The following is an 18,810-nucleotide window of genomic DNA, read 5'->3' on the forward strand; positions in this document are numbered from 1 at the left end:
GGGACTCTTTTGCAGAAAACGAAAATCGCGGCTGAGATCATGCTCCAGCCGAAGGGGCGCCCTGCTGGGCCACAGAGGAAATGGGAGCTGTTCATTAAGGATATGAAGCGGGATAAGCATTTGTTTGTCCTGCTGGCTCCTTATATGGTGTTGTTTCTGTTATTTACGGTGCTGCCGGTCATCATTTCCATCTTTTTCAGCTTTACGCATTTTAATATGCTCGAATTTCCGCGCTGGGTCGGATGGGAGAACTATTCCAAGCTGCTTTGGAACGACGATGTGTTTCTCATTGGACTTAAAAATACGCTTATTTTTGCGGTCATAACTGGCCCGGTCAGCTATATCGCTTGTTTCGTATTCGCATGGCTTATTAATGAGCTTAACCCAAAAATCAGGGCATTTATGACGCTCGTGTTTTTTGCGCCGTCGATTTCGGGCAACGTCTTCTTTATTTGGCAAATTATTTTTTCAAGCGATTCGTATGGCATTATGAACGGCTTTCTGATGAAGATCGGGTTTATTTACGAGCCAATTCAATGGCTGCAGAATCCTGACTATATGCTCACGATTATTATTATCGTCCAGCTGTGGCTCAGCCTCGGGACCAGCTTTCTGGCATTCATTGCCGGCTTGCAGACGGTTGACCGCACATTGTACGAGGCAGGAGCGGTGGATGGCGTGAAAAATCGCTGGCAGGAGCTTTGGTTTATTACCCTTCCTTCAATGAGGCCGCAGCTGATGTTTGGCGCCGTCATCCAGATTACGTCCTCCCTTGCAGTAGCAGACGTCGCGATGGCTTTGGCTGGCTTTCCGAGCGTGCAATATGGAGCGCATACGGTCGTTACCCATTTGGTCGATTACGGTACGATTCGTTTCGAAATGGGCTATGCGTCTGCAATCGCAACGGTATTGTTTATGCTGATGCTGGGCACCAATCTGGCCGTTCAAAAGTTGCTGAAGAGGGTGGGGGAATAGGCGAGATGAAGCTGGCCATGCGTCTGAAAAAAAGAGTGAACCGGTCCTGGCAGGTGGATATTATGCTGCTTCTTGTACTGGGCTTGTTTGGTTCCTTTATGGCAGTTCCGTTGATCTATGTCATGAATAATGCCTTTAAGCCGCTTGATGAGCTGTTTATATTCCCGCCTACGCTGTTCGTAAGGAATGCAACGCTTGAAAATTTCGCGGATTTGTTTCAAGTCATGAAAAATTCATGGGTTCCATTTTCCAGATATATTTTCAATACCTTTTTTATTACGGCAGCTGGAACGGCAGGACATATTTTGCTAGCATCGGCGGCGGCTTACCCGCTAGCCAAGCATAAGTTTCGCGGACATAAAGTGCTGTTTACGGTTATTGTCCTTTCGCTGATGTTTTCCCCGCATGTGACGGCGATTCCAAATTATATGATCATGTCCGTGCTGGGATGGATGGATTCGTACCAAGCTGTAATCATTCCGGCGTTTGCTTATCCGCTTGGCCTGTATTTAATGAAACAATTCATGGAGCAAATACCGGATGCTTTGCTGGAAGCTGCTAAGATCGACGGCGCCAGCGAATACCGGATATTTTGGCAAGTCGTTATGCCGCTCGTCAAGCCTGCCTGGCTGACGCTGCTAATTCTGATGATGCAAATGCTTTGGGGAACGGATGGAGGCAGCTTCATTTACAGCGAACAACTCAAGACGATGCATTATGCGATGGGGCAAATCATTCAAGGCGGTATTGCCCGTGCAGGGGTGGGCGCCGCAGTGGCGGTTATTATGATGACCGTGCCGATCGTGACATTTGTTTTTTCACAAAGCAATGTCATTCAGACAATGGCTTCGTCTGGGATGAAGGACTAAAGCGATGGGGGCGTATGGATTGAAAATAAAGCGAGCGATACTGTTTATGGCTGCTGTGTTCATCTTCGCCGGCTTAAGTCCGAAGCTGGCCCACGCGTCGCCGTATGAGGGGTATACCTATTCCTATTGGGGGGAGACCGTTCATTCGCCAATCGCGTATCTTCCTTCCAAGACGATAACGGGACAAGAAATAGGAATAGGGCCATGGAGCTCTCCAGTTGATATGTTTGTAGCGCCTGACGGCCATTTGTACGTTCTGGATTCAGGAAACGGGCGAATTGTCGTGCTTGACAGCGAGTGGAAGGCAGTCCGTCAAATTAAGGGCTTCCAGAACAACGGCAAGCAGGACGGTTTCAATAATCCGGAAGGTATCTTCGTTACGGAGGCTGGTCATATCTATGTGGCGGATACCGAAAATAGGCGCGTGGTCGAGCTGGACGGCAGCGGAGCATTCGTCAGAGAAATTTCCGCTCCGAAGTCGGAGGTCATCAGCAGCAATTTCGAATACTTCCCGCGAAAGGTCATCGTGGATAAAGCCGGCCGTATTTACGTTGTCGCCAGAGGCGTCTTCGATGGCATTATAGAATTCGACAGCGAGGGCGGCTTTACTGGATTTATGGGGACGAACCGCGTGCAGTTTGATCCTGTGGATTTGTTCTGGAAGACGGTATCGACAAAAGAGCAGCGGGAAAAGCTGATCCGATTTGTCCCCATTGAATTTAACAATGTAGATGTTGATCTGGACGGATTTATCTTTACGACTACAGCTGACAAGCAGACTTCAGCTCCCGTCAAAAGGCTGAATCCATCCGGCATTGATGTTATTCGCATAAATGGGAATATAGGTCCCGTAGGCGATTTGAGCACAATGCGCTCGGCCTTCATTGACATCGATGTAAGCGGCAATGGCGTTTACCGGACGCTTGATTCGACCCGGGGACGCATTTTTACTTATAACGAAGACGGCAATCTATTATACGTATTTGGCCAGCTGGGCAATCAGCAGGGCACGTTTAAAAATCCGGTTGCGGTTGAAAGCTCCGGCAATCGGGTCTTTGTTCTGGACCGCGATCAGGGGAGAATTACCGAGTTTGTTGCGACCAAATTCGGAAGCCTCGTTAACGAGGCGAATGGATTATACAGCATAGGGAAACACGATGATGCTGCAAAGCTATGGAGGGAAGTGCTCCGGCTTGATGCGAATTATGAAATGGCCTATATCGGCATTGGAAAGTCGATGCTGCGCCAAGGCGAATATAAGCAAGCTATGACTTTTCTGAAGCTGGGCAACGACAGGGAATATTATTCCAAAGCCTTAACGAAATATCGCAGGGAATATATGCGTGAGCACTTTGGGATCTTTATGACGGTTCTGATCCCGCTGATTCTGGTCGTTATCGCCGTTCGCCGAAGCATGAGGCTAAGAAAGGGGGAGCTGAAACAGGATGCGGTTTCTCAAGGAGGCTAGGTACTCGCTGCACGTTGCATTCCATCCCTTTGACGGGTTTTGGGACCTAAAATACGAGAATAAAGGAAAGCTCCGGATCGCGCTTGTCATTTTGCTCGCCGTGACGGTTACGATGATCCTGAAGCGGCAGTATGCTGGCTATGTCGTCAACTATAATCATCCGCTTGAATTAAACAGCATTGATGAATTGAAGTACATCATTCTGCCTTTCCTCCTGTGGTGTGTCGCGAACTGGTCGCTCACTACGCTGATGGACGGAGAAGGGAAATTTGCAGAGATTGTCATCGCTACGGGTTATGCGATGCTTCCTTTGATTTTGATCTATTTGCCCAATATGCTGCTCAGCAATGTGATTACGCTGCGCGAGGCCTCTTTCTATTATTTGCTGGAATCTGCGGCAGCGATATGGTTTGTTTGGCTGCTGTTTATTGGAACGATGACGATTCATCAATATACGGTTACGAAGACGATCATGACGATGCTGTTAACGGTTGTAGTGATGGGCGTCATTATTTTTCTAGGGCTGCTCTTCTTCAGCCTGATCCAGCAAATCGTTAGTTTTGTGTACACGATTTACCAGGAACTTTCATTGCGAGCATAAGAAAGGGGGCCAAGCGGTGAAGCGGAAGCTTGCGATCATCATGACGGCAGCCATTACTGGCTGCTTGCTTATATCTCAAGGCACCAATTTCGCGGAATATGCATCCGAGGTCGTAGCTGAGCCTGTTTCTGCATCCGGTTTAGCATCTGTATCCGCGTCGAAATCTGCGGAAGAGGAAGTGTTGGAGCCTGCGCCAAGCAACGGGCAAAATAGCGGGCTTGCGCCTTCAATCAGCCTTTCCGGCAAGGTGCCTGCTTTGTCCGATGGTATGGAAATGGCGGCTGAAAATGAATTTTTATCGTTGTACGTCAACCCTGAAACGACGGAAATTGCGGTTCGGGACAAGCGAAGCCAGGTGGTCTGGTATTCCAATCCGCAAAATCGCGAAGATGATTCGGTCGCAACCGGCTATAACAAGACGAAGCTGAACGTGCAGGTCGAGATCGCTTATTTTGACAGCGCGGGAAATGCCTTGAAGTATGACAATTACACCCATAGCGTTCAGAACGGCCAATATGCCATAGAGAAGGCAAATGGCGGACTTGACATCGTCTATACGCTAGGGGAGGTCAAAAGCGACATCGATGAGATCCCTAAATATATTAGCGCGGACCGATTTCAAACCGTCATTCTGGATAAAATCGAACAGCCGGTGGACAAAAGAGAAGTTGAAAAGCGTTTTAAATTTGATGAGAAAAACCAGCGTTATGAAAGAAGGGACTCCTCCTTTAAAGGAATCGGATTATCAAAGGTTACCGAAATCTTCAATCGGATCGGCTATGACGAGGAGCAGAAAGCAATTGATAAGGCGGCGTATGGCGAAGCGTCCACTGGCAGCGCCAATGTTCGGATTCCTTTGCATTATCGGCTTGATGGCGAGCATCTGTTGGTGACAGTTGCGGCCAGCGAGATCGAATATCCAGCTGCGATGAAAATTCAAACCCTTTCCCTGCTTCCGTTTTTTGGCGCAAGTGGACGCGAGGATGAAGGCTATACGTTCGTGCCGGATGGATCGGGTTCGCTGATCCGTTTCAACAATGGCAAAACCTACGACGCGCCGTTTCGGACGGCCCTTTACGGTTCCGACGCGTCCATTAGCCAGCTCATCAAAATTCAGCAAGAGGAAGCTGCGCGCTTGCCTGTATTCGGCATGAAATATGAGAACCGGGCATTTGTCGCAATTATTGAAAAGGGTGATGCGGTCGCCGCGGTTGAAGCGGACGTAAGCGGCAGGCTGAACGATTATAATACCGTTTTTTCCAGCTTTACACTGACTCATTTGGAGGAGGTTACCTTGACGAACGGGTGGCGCTCCAGTACGGTCAAAAAGTTTCAAGCGGAGCCTTTTGAAGGGGAGATTACGGTTCGTTACGGCTTTCTCGGCACGGGGGAAGCCAGCTATTCAGGCATGGCGGCTCATTACCGCAATTATTTGATCAAGCAAACAGGCCTAACGAGGCTGCTGGATGAAGGGGAAGTTCCGTTCTATGTCGAGCTAATTGGTGGCATACCGAAAAAGAAATTTTTCTTGGGCATTCCTTATAAAGCCTATGAGCCGCTTACGACCTTCAATCAGGCGGAGTCTATTTTGGGACAAATGCTGGATAGGGGAATCGGCGGCATCAAGCTGCGTTATACGGGTTGGTTTAACGAGGGTCTAAACCATAACCTTCCCAAGTCGATTGCCGTTGACAAGAAGCTCGGTGGAAGTGAAGGATTAAACGAGCTTAAGGCATATGCCGATGCGAACGGTATATCGCTGCTTCCTGATGCCGCTTTTCTTGAGGCTGCTCCGCAAGCGGATGGTTTCAAAAAGTCGAGCGAAGCTTCTCGATTTATTACGGGCAGGCTGGCGGAAATTTATCCTTACAGCGTGGCCAGCTTCAGTCAAGAGGATGAACGCGAGCCTGGTTATGTAGTCAGTCCGAAGTCGCTGCCGAAAATCACAGCTGGATTTATGGACGATTACGGGAAGCTGCAGCTGTCCGGACTGTCGCTGCGCGATCTTGGCAGCGAGCTGAACTCCGATTTCAACCGTTCTGAGGTCATCAATCGCGAGGAAGCGAAAGAGATCGTAAAACAACAGCTGAAGAAAATAAGCGGCTCCGTCAAGGAACTGCTGATGGAGGGCGGAAATGCCTATTCGGTCCCCTATGCGCGGCATATTGTGGACGCCCCGATAACAAGCAGCGGCTATAATATTACCGATGAGAGCGTTCCATTTTTTCAACTGGTTTATCACGGTTACGTTCATACAGCTGGAAGCGCTTGGAACATGGCGGATGATCAAGATTCTTCCTACAATTTTCTAAAAGCGCTCGAAACGGGCTCCTCTTTGCATTACACGTGGTTTTTTGCTGACTCATCCGCGATCAAAATGACGGAGTTCGACCATTTGTATTCGGCCGATTATCGGGGCTGGATCGACGAAGCGGCGCAGAGGTATGAAGAACTTAACGACGTTCTCCATGATGTGCAATCCCAGGCGATTATTGATCATCGGGCACTTGCAGATGGGGTGTACCGGACCACTTTCGAAAAAGGGAAAACCATTATCGTCAATTATAACGATGTTTTGGCTGAAGTGGGCGGAATTACAGTTAGGGCAAAGGATTATTGGGTGGGAGGTGAAGTACAGCGATGAGGTTCAGGAAGCTTTCGCTTGAACAAAAAAACAGATATTACGGACTGTATTTCATTCTTCCCTGGTTTGCAGGCTTCTTGTTCCTGTTTATCGTTCCGCTGCTGTCATCGTTTCGGTACAGCTTTAGCAATCTGCAAGTCACGAATGACGGCTTTAGTCTGGACTTTATCGGACTGTCCAATTACCGGGAAGCCTTGTTGTCGCATGAATCGTACGTCAGAATATTGACGGAATCGGTCGTGGATATTGCGGTCAACACACCGCTCATTATCATATTCAGCTTATTTTTTGCGGTGCTGCTTAACCAGAGATTTAGAGGACGGGTGCTGGCCCGGGCAATCTTCTTCCTTCCCGTTATTTTGGCATCGGGCATTATCGCCAGCATCGAGAACGGAGATTTGATGCAATCCGTCGTTCGAAGCGCAAACGATACTACCGGCGGCGGCTTGTCCATCATGAAAAATCTAGAGCTCGCCGTGCTGCTCATCGAATCAGGGGTGAGTATGACCTTTGTGGAGTATTTGACAGGTGCTGTCAGCCGAATTTATGAGATTATCAGCCAATCGGGTGTCCAAATTCTTATTTTCCTGGCGGGTCTTCAGTCCATTTCTCCTTCTTTGTACGAAGCCGCTAAGATCGAAGGCTCGACTGGCTACGAGGCGTTCTGGAAAATTACGTTTCCGATGATCAGCCCGTTAATTTTGACGAACCTGGTCTATACGATTATCGACAGCTTCATCAGTGATGAAACAAGCCGGCTTGTCGTGGATACGGCATTCAAAAGCTATGATTTTGGCCTCAGCGCGGCGATGGCGTGGATGTATTTTGCTGTCATTGCGCTTGTGCTGTGGATTACGACATCGCTTGTCTCGCGTAAGGTTTTTTATCAAGATTAGCGGATTGAAGGAGGAAGGGCATGAAGAAGGAAACGGCTGCGGTGCAGCGGTCAACAAAAGAAAAATTGCAGCAGCGCATGGCATCCGCTGCCTATTGGTTTGAATTTGTAAAAAAATGGATGTGGATGACCGTCCGATTCGTACTCATTTTCGGCATATCGTTTGTCATCGTCTACCCGATTCTATTGAAGCTGTCGATCGCGTTCAAAAGCATGGATGATTTGTATGACTCTACGGTCATTTGGGTGCCGCATACGATGACGCTCGACAATTTTAAGCTCGTATTCAAAGCGATGAACTACCCGCATGTTCTGCTCAATACGCTGCTTCTATCTTCTGCGGTCATGCTGCTGCAAACGGTTACCTGCGTGCTTGCCGGCTACGGCTTTGCGAGAGTGAAGTTCAGGGGAAGCGGCTTTTTGTTCGCAGGCGTTATTTTTACGATTTTGGTGCCTGCCCAAACGATTATGGTTCCACTCTATTTGCAATTTAAAAATTTCGATTTATTCGGACTGATTGAGCTGATCGAGGGCGAGCCGGCCAATCTGATTAATACCTATTGGCCGTTTATAATTTCGGCAGCGCTAGGCATGGGCGTGAAGACCGGTTTATATGTCTATATTTTTCGCCAGTTTTTTAAAGGGATTCCGCGAGAGATTGAAGAAGCCGCCTATGTGGATGGAGCTGGCTACTTTACAACCTTTACAAGGGTCATTTTGCCTAATGCGGTCCCGTCGATGGTGACCGTCATGCTGTTCTCGTTTGTCTGGCAGTGGAACGACTCTTTTTTTACGAACATGTATTTGAATGAGCCAAAGGTCATGTCGTCGATGATGGCTTCTTCCGGCTATGCGATTGCTACGTTCCTTAGCGGAGGGGGGCAGGCGGAAACCGCTTCCTACGTTCAGGATCCGTTCTTTATGTCCATGATGATGAACACCAGCGTCCTGATGTCTATACTGCCGCTTATTATTTTGTATTTGTTTGTGCAAAGGCATTTTGTAGAGAGTGTCGAACGATCAGGCTTGGTCGGATAGGAGAGGCGGATGAAAAAGAAATTGACAGTTGTTATCATTTTGGTATTCACATCAGCTCTAGGCTTGTATTTCGCTTTCACATCGAATCGTTCCGATAGCGCGAGCAGCCCGAAAAAGGAGGAAGCGCCTGCCCAGCAAATGACGCCGCCGGATGCTTATGTATCGCTCGACGGAGCCGTCCGCTATCAAACGATTGATAATTTCGGCGCGTCTGACGCATGGTCGATGGAGCCTCTGGGCAAGCATTGGACGGAAGAAAATAAAAATCGCGTTGCGGATTTGCTTTTTTCAAGAGAGAAAGGAATTGGGCTGTCAGCCTGGCGCTTCAATATCGGTGCAGGCTCGATTGAAACGGACCAGATGCGTATTCCAGATCCATGGAGGCGGGCGGAATCGTTCAAGCCTTCGGAGGAAGCGGAGTATGATTGGAGCAGGCAGGCGGGTCAGCAATGGTTTCTTCAGGCGGCAAAGGATCGAGGCGTGGAATCCTTGATCGCATTCGTGAACAGCCCCCCAGTCTGGATAACAAAAAATGGTCATGCTCAACCGGATCCGGACGTCGGCTCCACCAATCTGAAAGAGGGTTATGAGTATGAATTTGCGGCATTTTTAATCGATGTTTTGGAGCATTTTAGAGAGGAAGGCTTGGCGTTTCAATATATAAGCCCGATTAATGAGCCGACCTGGGATTGGAATCTGGCTCAGCAAGAAGGCAACCGTTATAACAATGACGATCTTAAGCGTGTCATACTTGAATTGCATCGGCAATTAAAAGAAAGCGGCCTTGAGGCGCAAATCAGCGCCCCAGACGGCGTAGAAATTACAGCGCTGCTGGATGATGAATTTTATGGGCAGTTTGCAGGGAGCGGGCCATATTCGGGCGGGGCAAATAGTCTGGGAACAGGAAAATACCGGGAATATATTAAGGAGCTGCTCGGCGATCCCGTGCTCAAGGAAGCGATTGGCAATAAAATCGCTTCGCATTCCTATTGGTCCGATTACAGCAAGCCGGGCGACGACCGGCTGGGCAAGCTGAGACAATTGCTGGATGCCAATCTGAAAAAATACGAAGAAAAGGCTAAATATTGGGTGACAGAATATTGTATTCTTGGCGATTACGGTCCCGGGCGTGACCTGGGCATGGAGCCTGCCTTGCATGTGGCCCGTACGATTCATTTTGATTTGACGGAGGCAAATGCAGCGGCATGGCAGTGGTGGACAGCGGTGTCCAAGGTCGATTACAAGGATGGCCTGATCTATACTGATTTTAGCGAAGCGGGTGACGAGCAAAATATTTTGACCTCCAAAATCATGTGGGCGCTTGGCAATTACAGCAAATTTATACGTCCAGGTGCGGAGCGCATCTCGCTTGCAGGACTGGATGAAGAAGCGCGCAGCGGCTTGCTGGGATCGGCCTATGTACATGAAGGAGAACAGACAGTTACGGCTGTGTTCGTTAATGACAGCGAGGATGATAAGCGCATTCGAGTTTCATTGAATGGCGTGGATATGCACCATTCCATTGCATTCATGGAACCGTATATTACGTCGGCGGGCCGAGACCTCGTTCGTGGGGAAAGCGTTCCCGTGCTGGACGATTATTCGTTTGAAGCCGTTATTCCTGCGAAGTCTGTCGTCACCTTGACGGGAGGAGGGGCAGACAGAAAGGCCAAAGAATAAGTGAAAACGATAAGCAGGAAGCAGAGTCGCCCCTTCCTCTCATGAAGTGAATCACGATTCGAAACATAAACAACGCCCTTTCGACTTCCTATTGGGAAGTGAAAGGGCCTTCTCGTTATATAGAGCTTTGTTAACCTTTTGGAACCGCCGTATGCGGACCCGCTGTACGGTGGTGTGAGAGGACGGGGGGTTAGCCGCCCTCTCCTACTCGATTTATTTACGCTCTTACTTAAAACATTTGGTCCAGGGATGTATAAATTCAGCCTCCTGATTTCATATTAACAACTATAAATTAAGCAAAAACGAAAAGGAGATTTGATGATGCAGCAGCAAAATAATAACGATACACAGAAGGCAATGAACAAAAATCACGGGGGACATGAGCTTTTTGATTTGCAGGAGGTATTGAATTGCAGCATTAGCGCAATGGATCAATTTATGATTTTCAGACAATATGCACAGGATCAGGAACTGCTTAATCTTATCGACAAGCAATATCAATTTATGCAATCGCAATACAATTTGACGGCTGAATGTTTTAAGACCGGGCAGGAGCCAAGCCAAAAAACATCAACGTATTTGATTAAAGAGGTAACACCGACCGTATACGGCATTAAGCAAAGCTCGCCGAAAAAACCGATTCAATCATTAGCCGATGTCAACGATGCCGGAGTATGTGGTTTTATGCAAGGCATCGTTAAAAAGCATGCTTCGTTGTTAACGACGTCGGCTCTAGAAGCAACGAACCCGGTTGTCCGTCGTGTATTGGCTTCCCAAGTGCAAAATTTTATTGAAATGTCCTATGAGCTCTTTCTGTATCAAAATAAAAACGCCTATTATCAGGTGGCGCAATTAAATGATACGGATATGCAGCAAATTTTGAATGCCTTTTTACCAACCGCTGAAACACCGCAAATGCCAGAGCCTAATAAAGACACAGCACTTCACTGACGGAAAAGTTAGCAGCAAATAAAAATTTCACAGTTGAATAAAGTGCCCCTATGAAACTTAAAGGACGCTCGGTGCCCGATTCCGAGCGTCCTTTTACAAAAAAGAACAGGAGGTTTGTAATGAATAAAGATCGGAATAAATTGTTCGTTGCTGCACTAGGCGGGGTTAATGAAATCGGAAAAAACATGTACATTTTACAGTGCGGAGACGAAATTATCGTTATTGACTGTGGATCTAAATTTCCTGATGAGAGTTTTTTGGGCATTGACCTCATTATTCCGGATATAACCTATTTGTTAAATAATACAGAAAAGGTAAAGGCTCTAATCATAACACACGGACATGAGGATCATATTGGCGGCATTCCTTATTTTTTGAAACAACTGAATATCCCGATTTATGCCTCAAGATTAACCATTGGCCTGATTGAAATAAAGCTGAAGGAGCATGGCCTTCTTCGTACAACACAGCTAAACTTAATCGATTCGAATTCACATATCTCCTTCGGTGCGATTCAGGCGTCATTTTTTAGCACCAACCATAGTATTCCGGATTGCTTGGGAATTGCCCTGCATACACCTGAAGGAACGGTCGTACATACAGGCGATTTCAAATTTGATATGTCCCCCGTTAATCATCAATATCCTGATCTTCATCGTATGGCGGATATAGGTAAAAATGGTGTACTGCTGCTGCTGTCAGAAAGTACTAATGCAGAACGGCCTGGTTTTACTCCGTCAGAACGGCTTGTTGGGGATCATATTGCAGAAGCGTTTAGTAAGGCTCAGCAGAAGGTGTTTATTTCCACCTTTGCTTCAAACGTCCACCGGGTTCAGCAGATTGTCGACGCAGCCATTAAATCTGGACGTAAGCTTGTCTTGCTTGGCCGAAGCATGGTGAATGTAACTTCTGTAGCCAAGGAGTTAGGCTATTTAAACATTCCAGAGGATATGCTTATAGATGCCGGAGATACGGATCGCTATGCCCCTGAAAATATTGCCGTCCTATGTACGGGAAGCCAGGGGGAACCAATGGCTGTACTTTCCCGTTTAGCAAGCTCGAATCATCGGCAAATCGAAATCATGCCAGGGGATACGGTTATTATAGCCGCAACCGCTATACCGGGTAATGAACGCAATGTTGCGCGTATCATTGACAATCTTTATTTGCTTGGGGCGAATGTCATCTATGGCTCGGGAAGCTCGACAGGGATGCATGTATCCGGGCACGGCAATCAGGAAGAGTTGAAATTAATGCTTACCTTAATGAAGCCCCAATATTTTATTCCGGTTCATGGCGAGTTCCGCATGCTTTATCAACACCGACTGCTTGCGGAATCGGTGGGAGTTGCCGAGGAGAACATTTTTATCGTTAACAATGGGGAGACCGTGGAGATCCAAAACAATATCGCTCGTAAAACTGGCAAAATCCCTGCGGGCAATATGTTAGTGGACGGATTAGGGATTGGAGATATTGGGAATGTTGTACTCCGCGACCGTAAACAGCTCTCGGCTGACGGCATTCTTGTTGTTGTCATCACGCTTAGTAAAACGGAAGGGCATGTTCTATCCGGTCCGGACATCATTTCCCGGGGATTTGTTTATGTTCGTGACTCCGAAGCGCTCATGCGAGATATCAATCAACTCGTGGTATCGACAATTGAAAAGCTGCTGGAGGAGCACGGAAGCCAGTGGAATATGATGAAGCAGACGTTAAGGGACACCTTGGGTCGTTTCTTATTTGCACAAACCAAAAGAAGGCCAATGATCCTCCCAATCATTATAGAAGTGTGAATAACAAGGATTATTTCTACGGACAATAACCTATATCTTTCAAAAGGAGGAATCTGAATTGGCTAAACAACAAGGACATGCTGCACAAAATACAACCACCCGAACCTCTGACAAAAAAGGCAATAATGGCAGCAAAGGCAAAGGCAACGACAAATAACAGTTAGTTTAGATGCTATCCATCGTTTTTTATTAGTACAGGCCTTTAGATCAGTAATGATCTAAAGGCCTATTTGGTTATTCGCAAAGTAGGCGCTTAAAAATCATATTTATGCTCGTGCTGATTTTCCATACTCTTGCCCTATATCAGCCCAATCAATGATGTCATTTTGCAACTGCGGATGATATCCGCACCACTTTCGCGGAGGTCAATTGTAAGCTTTTTCACAATGATGCACTATATAGGGGATTTTCTTTAATGATTCGACATATATGTGACGAATGTCGGTGATAAAAAATTATTTAGTGCGTCATAAAAATATTTATGTTGTATTATAAAAGTGTATTGATGTATGCTATTAGCAAATAAGCGAAGGGGGAATGCGGAAATGCACCGGGGGGTTGGCATTAGCGGAATGGGGAGAATCGGACGGCTGCTCGTTAGGCAAATGTTGTCTGAGCCGAATCCGGCAGTAAGGTTGAGGGCCATTAACAGCGTATATCCCGTGGAGACGATTGCTCATCTATTGAAATACGATTCGGTACATGGGAGCTGGAAAGCAGATATACAGGTTCGCGATCAGCAGCTAGTGATTAATGGTCATTCCATACAAGTCGTATATGAGAGAGCGCCCGAGAACATTATGTGGCATCGTTATGGCGTGGAGCTGGCCATTGACGCAACCGGGAAATTCAATGATCGGCAGGGTGCGCTGAAGCATATCGCTTCAGGAGCGGCACGGGTGCTAATAACAGCGCCTGGCAAGCAAATGGACTTGACGATTGTGATGGGTGTGAATGAGCATCTTTATCGCCCGGAGGAGCATCAGCTGTTATCGGCTGCTTCCTGTACGACAAACTGTGTGGCTCCGGTTCTTCATGTGCTGGATCAAGCGTTCCATATCCAGTCTGGCTGGATGACGACGGTGCATTCCTATACTTCCGATCAAAATCATTTGGACAATCCGCATGAGGATTTGCGGAGGGCAAGATCCTGTACACAGTCGATTGTGCCTACGACGACGGGAGTCGGCAAGGCGCTTACGGATGTGCTTCCTCACTTATCCTCGCGTATTCAGGGGATGTCGCTGCGGGTTCCGACGCAGGATGTATCGCTAATCGATTTAACCGTTCAAGCTGCGCGGCCTACTACGGCTGCTGAAGTAAATGCTGTTTTGAAAGCGGCTGCAGAAGGCAGCAGGTCTTCTTATATCGGTTTTGCACAGGAGCCGCTCGTATCGGTCGATTATATTGGCTGTTCCAAATCGGCTATGGTAGATGGGCTTTCGACGATGGTCATGGACAATCAGATTAAAGTAATTGCTTGGTATGACAATGAGTGGGCATATGCATGCCGCGTTATGGATGTTGCCAATCTAATAATGGAAAGGGTGAATGATTCATGCGAGATCACGGTATAGAAATGGGAGCCATTTATTGCAAGCACTGCATGACGCTGATTGATACACAGCCAACGAAGAAGGTGACCAATTATTATTCGGAATGCAAGGAGGAGTCATGCGTAAGGACGAGATCGGAGAGCAGCCTGAGCAGTCAGGGACAATGGCAAGCAAGTGCAAAATCAGCAGTAGGATACAATGGGACAGGAGGAAGCCGGGCATGAGCATCTTAGAGTCGAGGCTGCGCCAGCAATCAGGCGTACATTATCAGTTAACGACGGAGCAGCTAATGGAGTATGCGATTAAACGCTGCGAAGGAACGAAGTTGGAATCGGGAGCGCTGCGAGTGCTGACGGGGCAATATACAGGCCGGTCGCCGAAAGATAAGTTTATTGTATGCGAGCCGTCTTCACTGCCGCGTGTCGCTTGGGGCAAAGTGAACCAGCCGCTTTCGCCGGAGCATTTTAACCAGTTGTATGAAAAAGCAAAGCGTTATATGGAGCGGCAGGAGCTGTTCATCTTTGACGGCTATGCTGGAGCGGATGAATCGTACCGCTTGCCGATCCGCGTAATTAATGAATATGCCTGGCATAATCTGTTCGCCCGCCAGTTGTTTATCCGCCCGAGCGAGGAGCAGCTTGCCTCCCATAAGCCTGCTTTTACGGTCATTGCCCTGCCGGGGCTCAAGGCAGATCCTGCATGTGACGGGACGGCGTCCGAAACGTTCATTTGCATCTCTTTTGAGCAAAAAATCGTGCTGATTGGTGGAACGGAATATGCGGGCGAAATGAAAAAGTCGATTTTCAGCGTGCTTAACTACTTGCTGCCTTTGCAGGGCGCTCTCCCGATGCATTGCTCGGCGAATGTTGGAAAGCAGGGCGATACGGCGCTGTTCTTCGGATTATCGGGCACAGGCAAGACGACGCTTTCTGCCGATCCTTCGCGCCGCCTCATCGGAGACGACGAGCATGGCTGGTCTGATGATGGCGTATTCAACTTCGAAGGTGGCTGCTATGCGAAATGCATTGGGCTGAGCGAAGAGAAGGAGCCGCAAATTTGGCAGGCGATCCGCAGCGGAGCCGTACTGGAAAATGTAGCGCTTGATGCGAAGACCGGGCAGCCTGATTATAACGACAATCACTTGACGGAGAACACGCGTGCTGCTTATCCGCTCGAGCATATTCCAGATGCAGTGCTGGCCGGAAAAGCAGGGCATCCGAACGTTATTTTGTTTCTGACCGCCGACGCTTGCGGCGTGCTGCCGCCGATTGCCAGGCTGACGAAGGAGCAGGCCATGTATCATTTTCTATCGGGTTATACGTCCAAGCTTGCGGGTACGGAGCGTGGGGTAACCGAGCCGGAAGCGACGTTTTCCGCTTGCTTCGGGGCGCCGTTCCTGCCGCTCGCGCCAAGTGTATATGCAGAAATGCTCGGTGAAAAAATCGCCCAGCATGATGCCAAGGTGTATTTGGTTAATACGGGCTGGTCCGGCGGGCCGCATGGCATTGGGCAGCGGATGAACCTGCGTTATACGCGGGCGATGGTAACAGCAGCGATTGATGGCAGCATAGAACAGGCTGAGTTTAAGGCCGATCCGGTGTTTGGCCTGAGCTGCCCACTGGCGGTAGAAGGGGTGCCGGATGCTGTGCTTCTGCCCCGCGAAGCATGGCAGGATAAGGCGGCCTATGATCAGCAGGCGGCCAAGCTTGCCGCTCAATTTATGAATAATTTCCGCAAATTCGCAGGCGTGAGCGCGGAAATAGCCGCTGCTGGTCCGGTGGTGCTGACGCACGGCCGCTGCTAGAAGAACGGGGTAATGGTGAAGCAAGGGACTGCTTTTAGGCTTTGGTAGCCTTGAAGCAGTCCCTTGTTATTTTTTAAGTTAAGGTCTACCCGAGCATAGCGGCTTGCCGCTTATACTGATCCTCCAATACAAGGCAAGCCATGGCTTCCACAACGGGGACAATTCTCGGACAAATGCAAGGATCATGCCGCCCCACCGTCCGAATTTCCTGCTCCTCGCCGTGAATGTTGACCGTTTGCTGCGGAACCGAAATAGAGGAGGTTGGTTTAATGCTTATACGAAAAATAATGTCCTGTCCCGTGCTGATGCCGCCTATGATGCCGCCCGAATAATTGCTAAGAAACCCGCTGCCGCTCATCTCGTCATTATGCTCGCTGCCCAGCATGGAAGCGGCAGCGAATCCAGCACCAAATTCAATTCCTTTCACGGCGCCAATCGATAACATCGCTTTCGCAAGCTCCGCGTCCAATTTGTCAAATACCGGCTCTCCAAGACCAGGTATGACCCCGCGAATCCGGCATTCTACAATGCCGCCGCAGCTGTCGCCTACCGACGCTAGCTGTTCAATTTTGCGGATCATTTCCGCTCCGGCGGCAGCGTCACATGCACGAACCGCATTTTGTTCAATGACGGTTTCATCGAAGGTTTGACACTCAATTCCTCCGATCGCCTGCGTATAGGCGAGCACCTGCACGCCCCTTTGCTCCAGCAGCTTTCGGGCAATGGCGCCGCCCGCTACTCTTCCCGCCGTTTCTCTGCCTGAAGCCCGTCCACTTCCCCTGTGATCGCGAATGCCATACTTTTGCAAATAAGTGAAATCGGCATGGCCGGGCCGAAAAGAGTGCTGGATATCGCTATAAGCATCCGGCCTCATATCCTGATTATGCAAAATAACAAAGAGCGGCGTTCCAGTCGTTTTCCCCTCGAACATGCCCGATAAAATATGAACGACATCATATTCCTTGCGTGGGGAAGTGACTGACGATTGCCCGGGCTTGCGCCGGTCCATCTGCTGCTGAATGTAGGCTTCATCGATTTCAATGCCCGGCGTTACGCCGTCGACAATGACACCAACCGCCTCGCCATGGGACTCGCCGAAGGTCGTGATTTTAAAAGCTTCTCCGAATGTATTGCCTGCCATCATTAATCATCCTCTGCGTTTAATAGTTAATTTGAAAGCCGAGTGCCGCCAATTGCTCGAAATAATTCGGGTTTGTTTTGGACACGCAGCCAGGGTCGGAAATTCGTAGATTAGAAACTTTAGAGCCGATTAAGGAAAGGGCCATAGCCATGCGATGGTCGTCATGGCTATTTAATAAAGCGGCTTGTGGTTTGCCGGGATAGACGGTTAGGCCGTCTTCATGCTCCATCACATGAATGCCTAGTTTACCCAATTCTGTGCAAATAGCGGCTATCCGGTCACATTCGTGATGTCGAATGTGCGCAGCATCTTTAAGCGTAATGGAGCCATCTGTAAAAATAGCAAGGACAGCGAGCGTCAGCGTTTGATCCGACCATTTTTGCATGCTGACAGTAAAACCGCCCTTCAAACGCTCAGGCCCTTGGACTTCAACAAAGCTTTCGCCGCGGACAACGGTACATCCCATTTGCTCCAGCACGCCGAGCATCGCAATGTCTGGCTGGCTTGTGCGGCTTGCGTCAATCCCTTCCGTCCTAATGCGGCCTGCGGTAAGCGCGGCGAGAGCCCAGAAATAACAGCATGTGGATACATCAGGCTCCAGAAGAATGGAGTGAGCTTCGTATTTTCCCGTAGGTACCGTGATGAATGGAGCGTCCGTGCTCAGGGATGCTTCTGGCGCTGCACCAAACAAAGCCATCATTTCAAGTGTCATTTCGACATAGTCTTTTTGCACGACCTCCCCCTCTATGCGCACCGTTATCGGCGCTTTCGCATAAGGGGCGGCTATTAGCAGCCCGCTTATAAATTGACTTGAGGTAGAGCCAGGCAGCATCGCCGTCCCTCCTTGCAGTCCGTTTGCCCGAAGAACAAGGGGGAGTGACCGCTCTGATTGTTCGTATTCAAACGTTGCTCCTAAATCCGTCAGTGCATCCAGCAGGGGTGCTAGCGGCCGCTCGCTTAATCGTTTACTGCCTTTAATGGTCCATACGCCGTTTCCGATTGCCAAAGCGCCAGGCAAAAAACGCGCAATCGTGCCAGCAGCTCCGACGTACAGCTCGCCAGATGAAAGTGGCCAGTTTCCTCCGCAGCCATCGACATAAGCGGTTTCTCCATCGATAGCTACCTTCACGCCGAGCTGTTCTAATGCTGCTATGCACCAGTAGGAATCATCGCTTAATAATAAACCGCTAATTTGCGATTTTCCTTCAGCAAGCGCGGCCATAATTAGCGCACGGTTAGTCAGGCTTTTGCTTCCCGGAATGCGCACTGTTCCTTCCAATGCTGCGGCGGGAGGATTTATTGTCACCTGTTGTTTATCGCTATGGGCTGACCATGGGGAACGCGCAGCCAGATCGGGCTGGAATACGTCCATATTTCCACCTCTTTTGTTTTCTT

General features: G+C 48.7%; 15 protein-coding genes. 13 read left to right on the forward strand and 2 right to left on the reverse strand.

Going from position 1 to position 18,810, the window contains the following annotated elements; all coding sequences use genetic code 11:
• Window positions 1-102 precede the first annotated feature (102 nt).
• The 13 genes from WH37_RS30020 to pckA all read left to right on the forward strand — a co-directional run bounded on the left by WH37_RS30020 (window position 103) and on the right by pckA (window position 16,274).
• Window positions 103-975 (forward strand): carbohydrate ABC transporter permease, encoded by an 873-nt coding sequence (locus tag WH37_RS30020; protein ID WP_414812611.1) that lies wholly within the window; start codon window positions 103-105, stop codon window positions 973-975.
• A 5-nt stretch (window positions 976-980) separates the two neighbouring features.
• On the forward strand, window positions 981-1,844 hold the full coding sequence (locus WH37_RS30025) for a carbohydrate ABC transporter permease (protein ID WP_046234335.1): 864 nt from the start codon (window positions 981-983) through the stop codon (window positions 1,842-1,844).
• A 19-nt stretch (window positions 1,845-1,863) separates the two neighbouring features.
• Window positions 1,864-3,312, forward strand: coding sequence for an SMP-30/gluconolactonase/LRE family protein (locus WH37_RS30030; protein ID WP_177218096.1), 1,449 nt, complete (start codon window positions 1,864-1,866; stop codon window positions 3,310-3,312).
• Window positions 3,290-3,913, forward strand: coding sequence for a Yip1 family protein (locus WH37_RS30035; protein WP_046234336.1), 624 nt, complete (start codon window positions 3,290-3,292; stop codon window positions 3,911-3,913). The genes WH37_RS30030 and WH37_RS30035 overlap by 23 nt, the downstream gene beginning before the upstream one ends.
• Window positions 3,914-3,929: 16 nt before the next feature.
• A complete protein-coding gene (locus tag WH37_RS30040) occupies window positions 3,930-6,557 on the forward strand; it encodes a DUF5696 domain-containing protein (RefSeq protein WP_052737332.1) in 2,628 nt (875 codons plus the stop codon).
• Window positions 6,554-7,453, forward strand: a complete 900-nt coding sequence (locus WH37_RS30045; RefSeq protein WP_046234337.1) for a carbohydrate ABC transporter permease — start codon at window positions 6,554-6,556, stop codon at window positions 7,451-7,453. Before WH37_RS30040 ends, WH37_RS30045 begins: the two co-directional genes overlap by 4 nt.
• Window positions 7,454-7,473: 20 nt before the next feature.
• Window positions 7,474-8,490, forward strand: coding sequence for a carbohydrate ABC transporter permease (locus WH37_RS30050; protein ID WP_082111077.1), 1,017 nt, complete (start codon window positions 7,474-7,476; stop codon window positions 8,488-8,490).
• 9 nt (window positions 8,491-8,499) lie between these two features.
• Window positions 8,500-10,170: a glycoside hydrolase gene (locus WH37_RS30055; protein WP_052737334.1), complete on the forward strand. Its 1,671-nt coding sequence runs from the start codon at window positions 8,500-8,502 to the stop codon at window positions 10,168-10,170.
• A gap of 318 nt (window positions 10,171-10,488) precedes the next feature.
• Complete coding sequence (locus WH37_RS30060) at window positions 10,489-11,121, forward strand: spore coat protein (protein ID WP_414812605.1); 633 nt, start codon at window positions 10,489-10,491, stop codon at window positions 11,119-11,121.
• A gap of 119 nt (window positions 11,122-11,240) precedes the next feature.
• Window positions 11,241-12,914, forward strand: coding sequence for a ribonuclease J (locus WH37_RS30065; RefSeq protein ID WP_046234339.1), 1,674 nt, complete (start codon window positions 11,241-11,243; stop codon window positions 12,912-12,914).
• Window positions 12,915-13,459: 545 nt separating this feature from the next.
• On the forward strand, window positions 13,460-14,491 hold the full coding sequence (gap, locus tag WH37_RS30070; protein WP_046234340.1) for a type I glyceraldehyde-3-phosphate dehydrogenase: 1,032 nt from the start codon (window positions 13,460-13,462) through the stop codon (window positions 14,489-14,491).
• Window positions 14,473-14,694, forward strand: coding sequence for a GapA-binding peptide SR1P (locus WH37_RS30075; protein WP_143088712.1), 222 nt, complete (start codon window positions 14,473-14,475; stop codon window positions 14,692-14,694). Before gap ends, WH37_RS30075 begins: the two co-directional genes overlap by 19 nt.
• Window positions 14,691-16,274 carry a phosphoenolpyruvate carboxykinase (ATP) gene (gene pckA, locus WH37_RS30080; protein ID WP_046234342.1) on the forward strand — a complete coding sequence of 528 codons (1,584 nt, stop codon included), beginning with the start codon at window positions 14,691-14,693 and terminating at the stop codon, window positions 16,272-16,274. The genes WH37_RS30075 and pckA overlap by 4 nt, the downstream gene beginning before the upstream one ends.
• Window positions 16,275-16,359: 85 nt before the next feature.
• On the opposite strand, the gene aroC is transcribed toward pckA, so the two are convergent.
• Together aroC and aroA are read right to left on the reverse strand one after the other, a co-directional pair.
• Entirely contained in the window at window positions 16,360-17,415 is a 1,056-nt protein-coding gene (aroC, locus tag WH37_RS30085) for a chorismate synthase (RefSeq protein ID WP_046234359.1), read from the reverse strand.
• Window positions 17,416-17,434: 19 nt separating this feature from the next.
• Window positions 17,435-18,787 (reverse strand): 3-phosphoshikimate 1-carboxyvinyltransferase, encoded by a 1,353-nt coding sequence (aroA, locus tag WH37_RS30090; protein WP_046234343.1) that lies wholly within the window; start codon window positions 18,785-18,787, stop codon window positions 17,435-17,437.
• Between the last annotated feature and the right edge of the window lie 23 nt (window positions 18,788-18,810).

This window comes from Paenibacillus algorifonticola (assembly GCF_000971975.1).
Classification (GTDB): domain Bacteria; phylum Bacillota; class Bacilli; order Paenibacillales; family Paenibacillaceae; genus Pristimantibacillus; species Pristimantibacillus algorifonticola.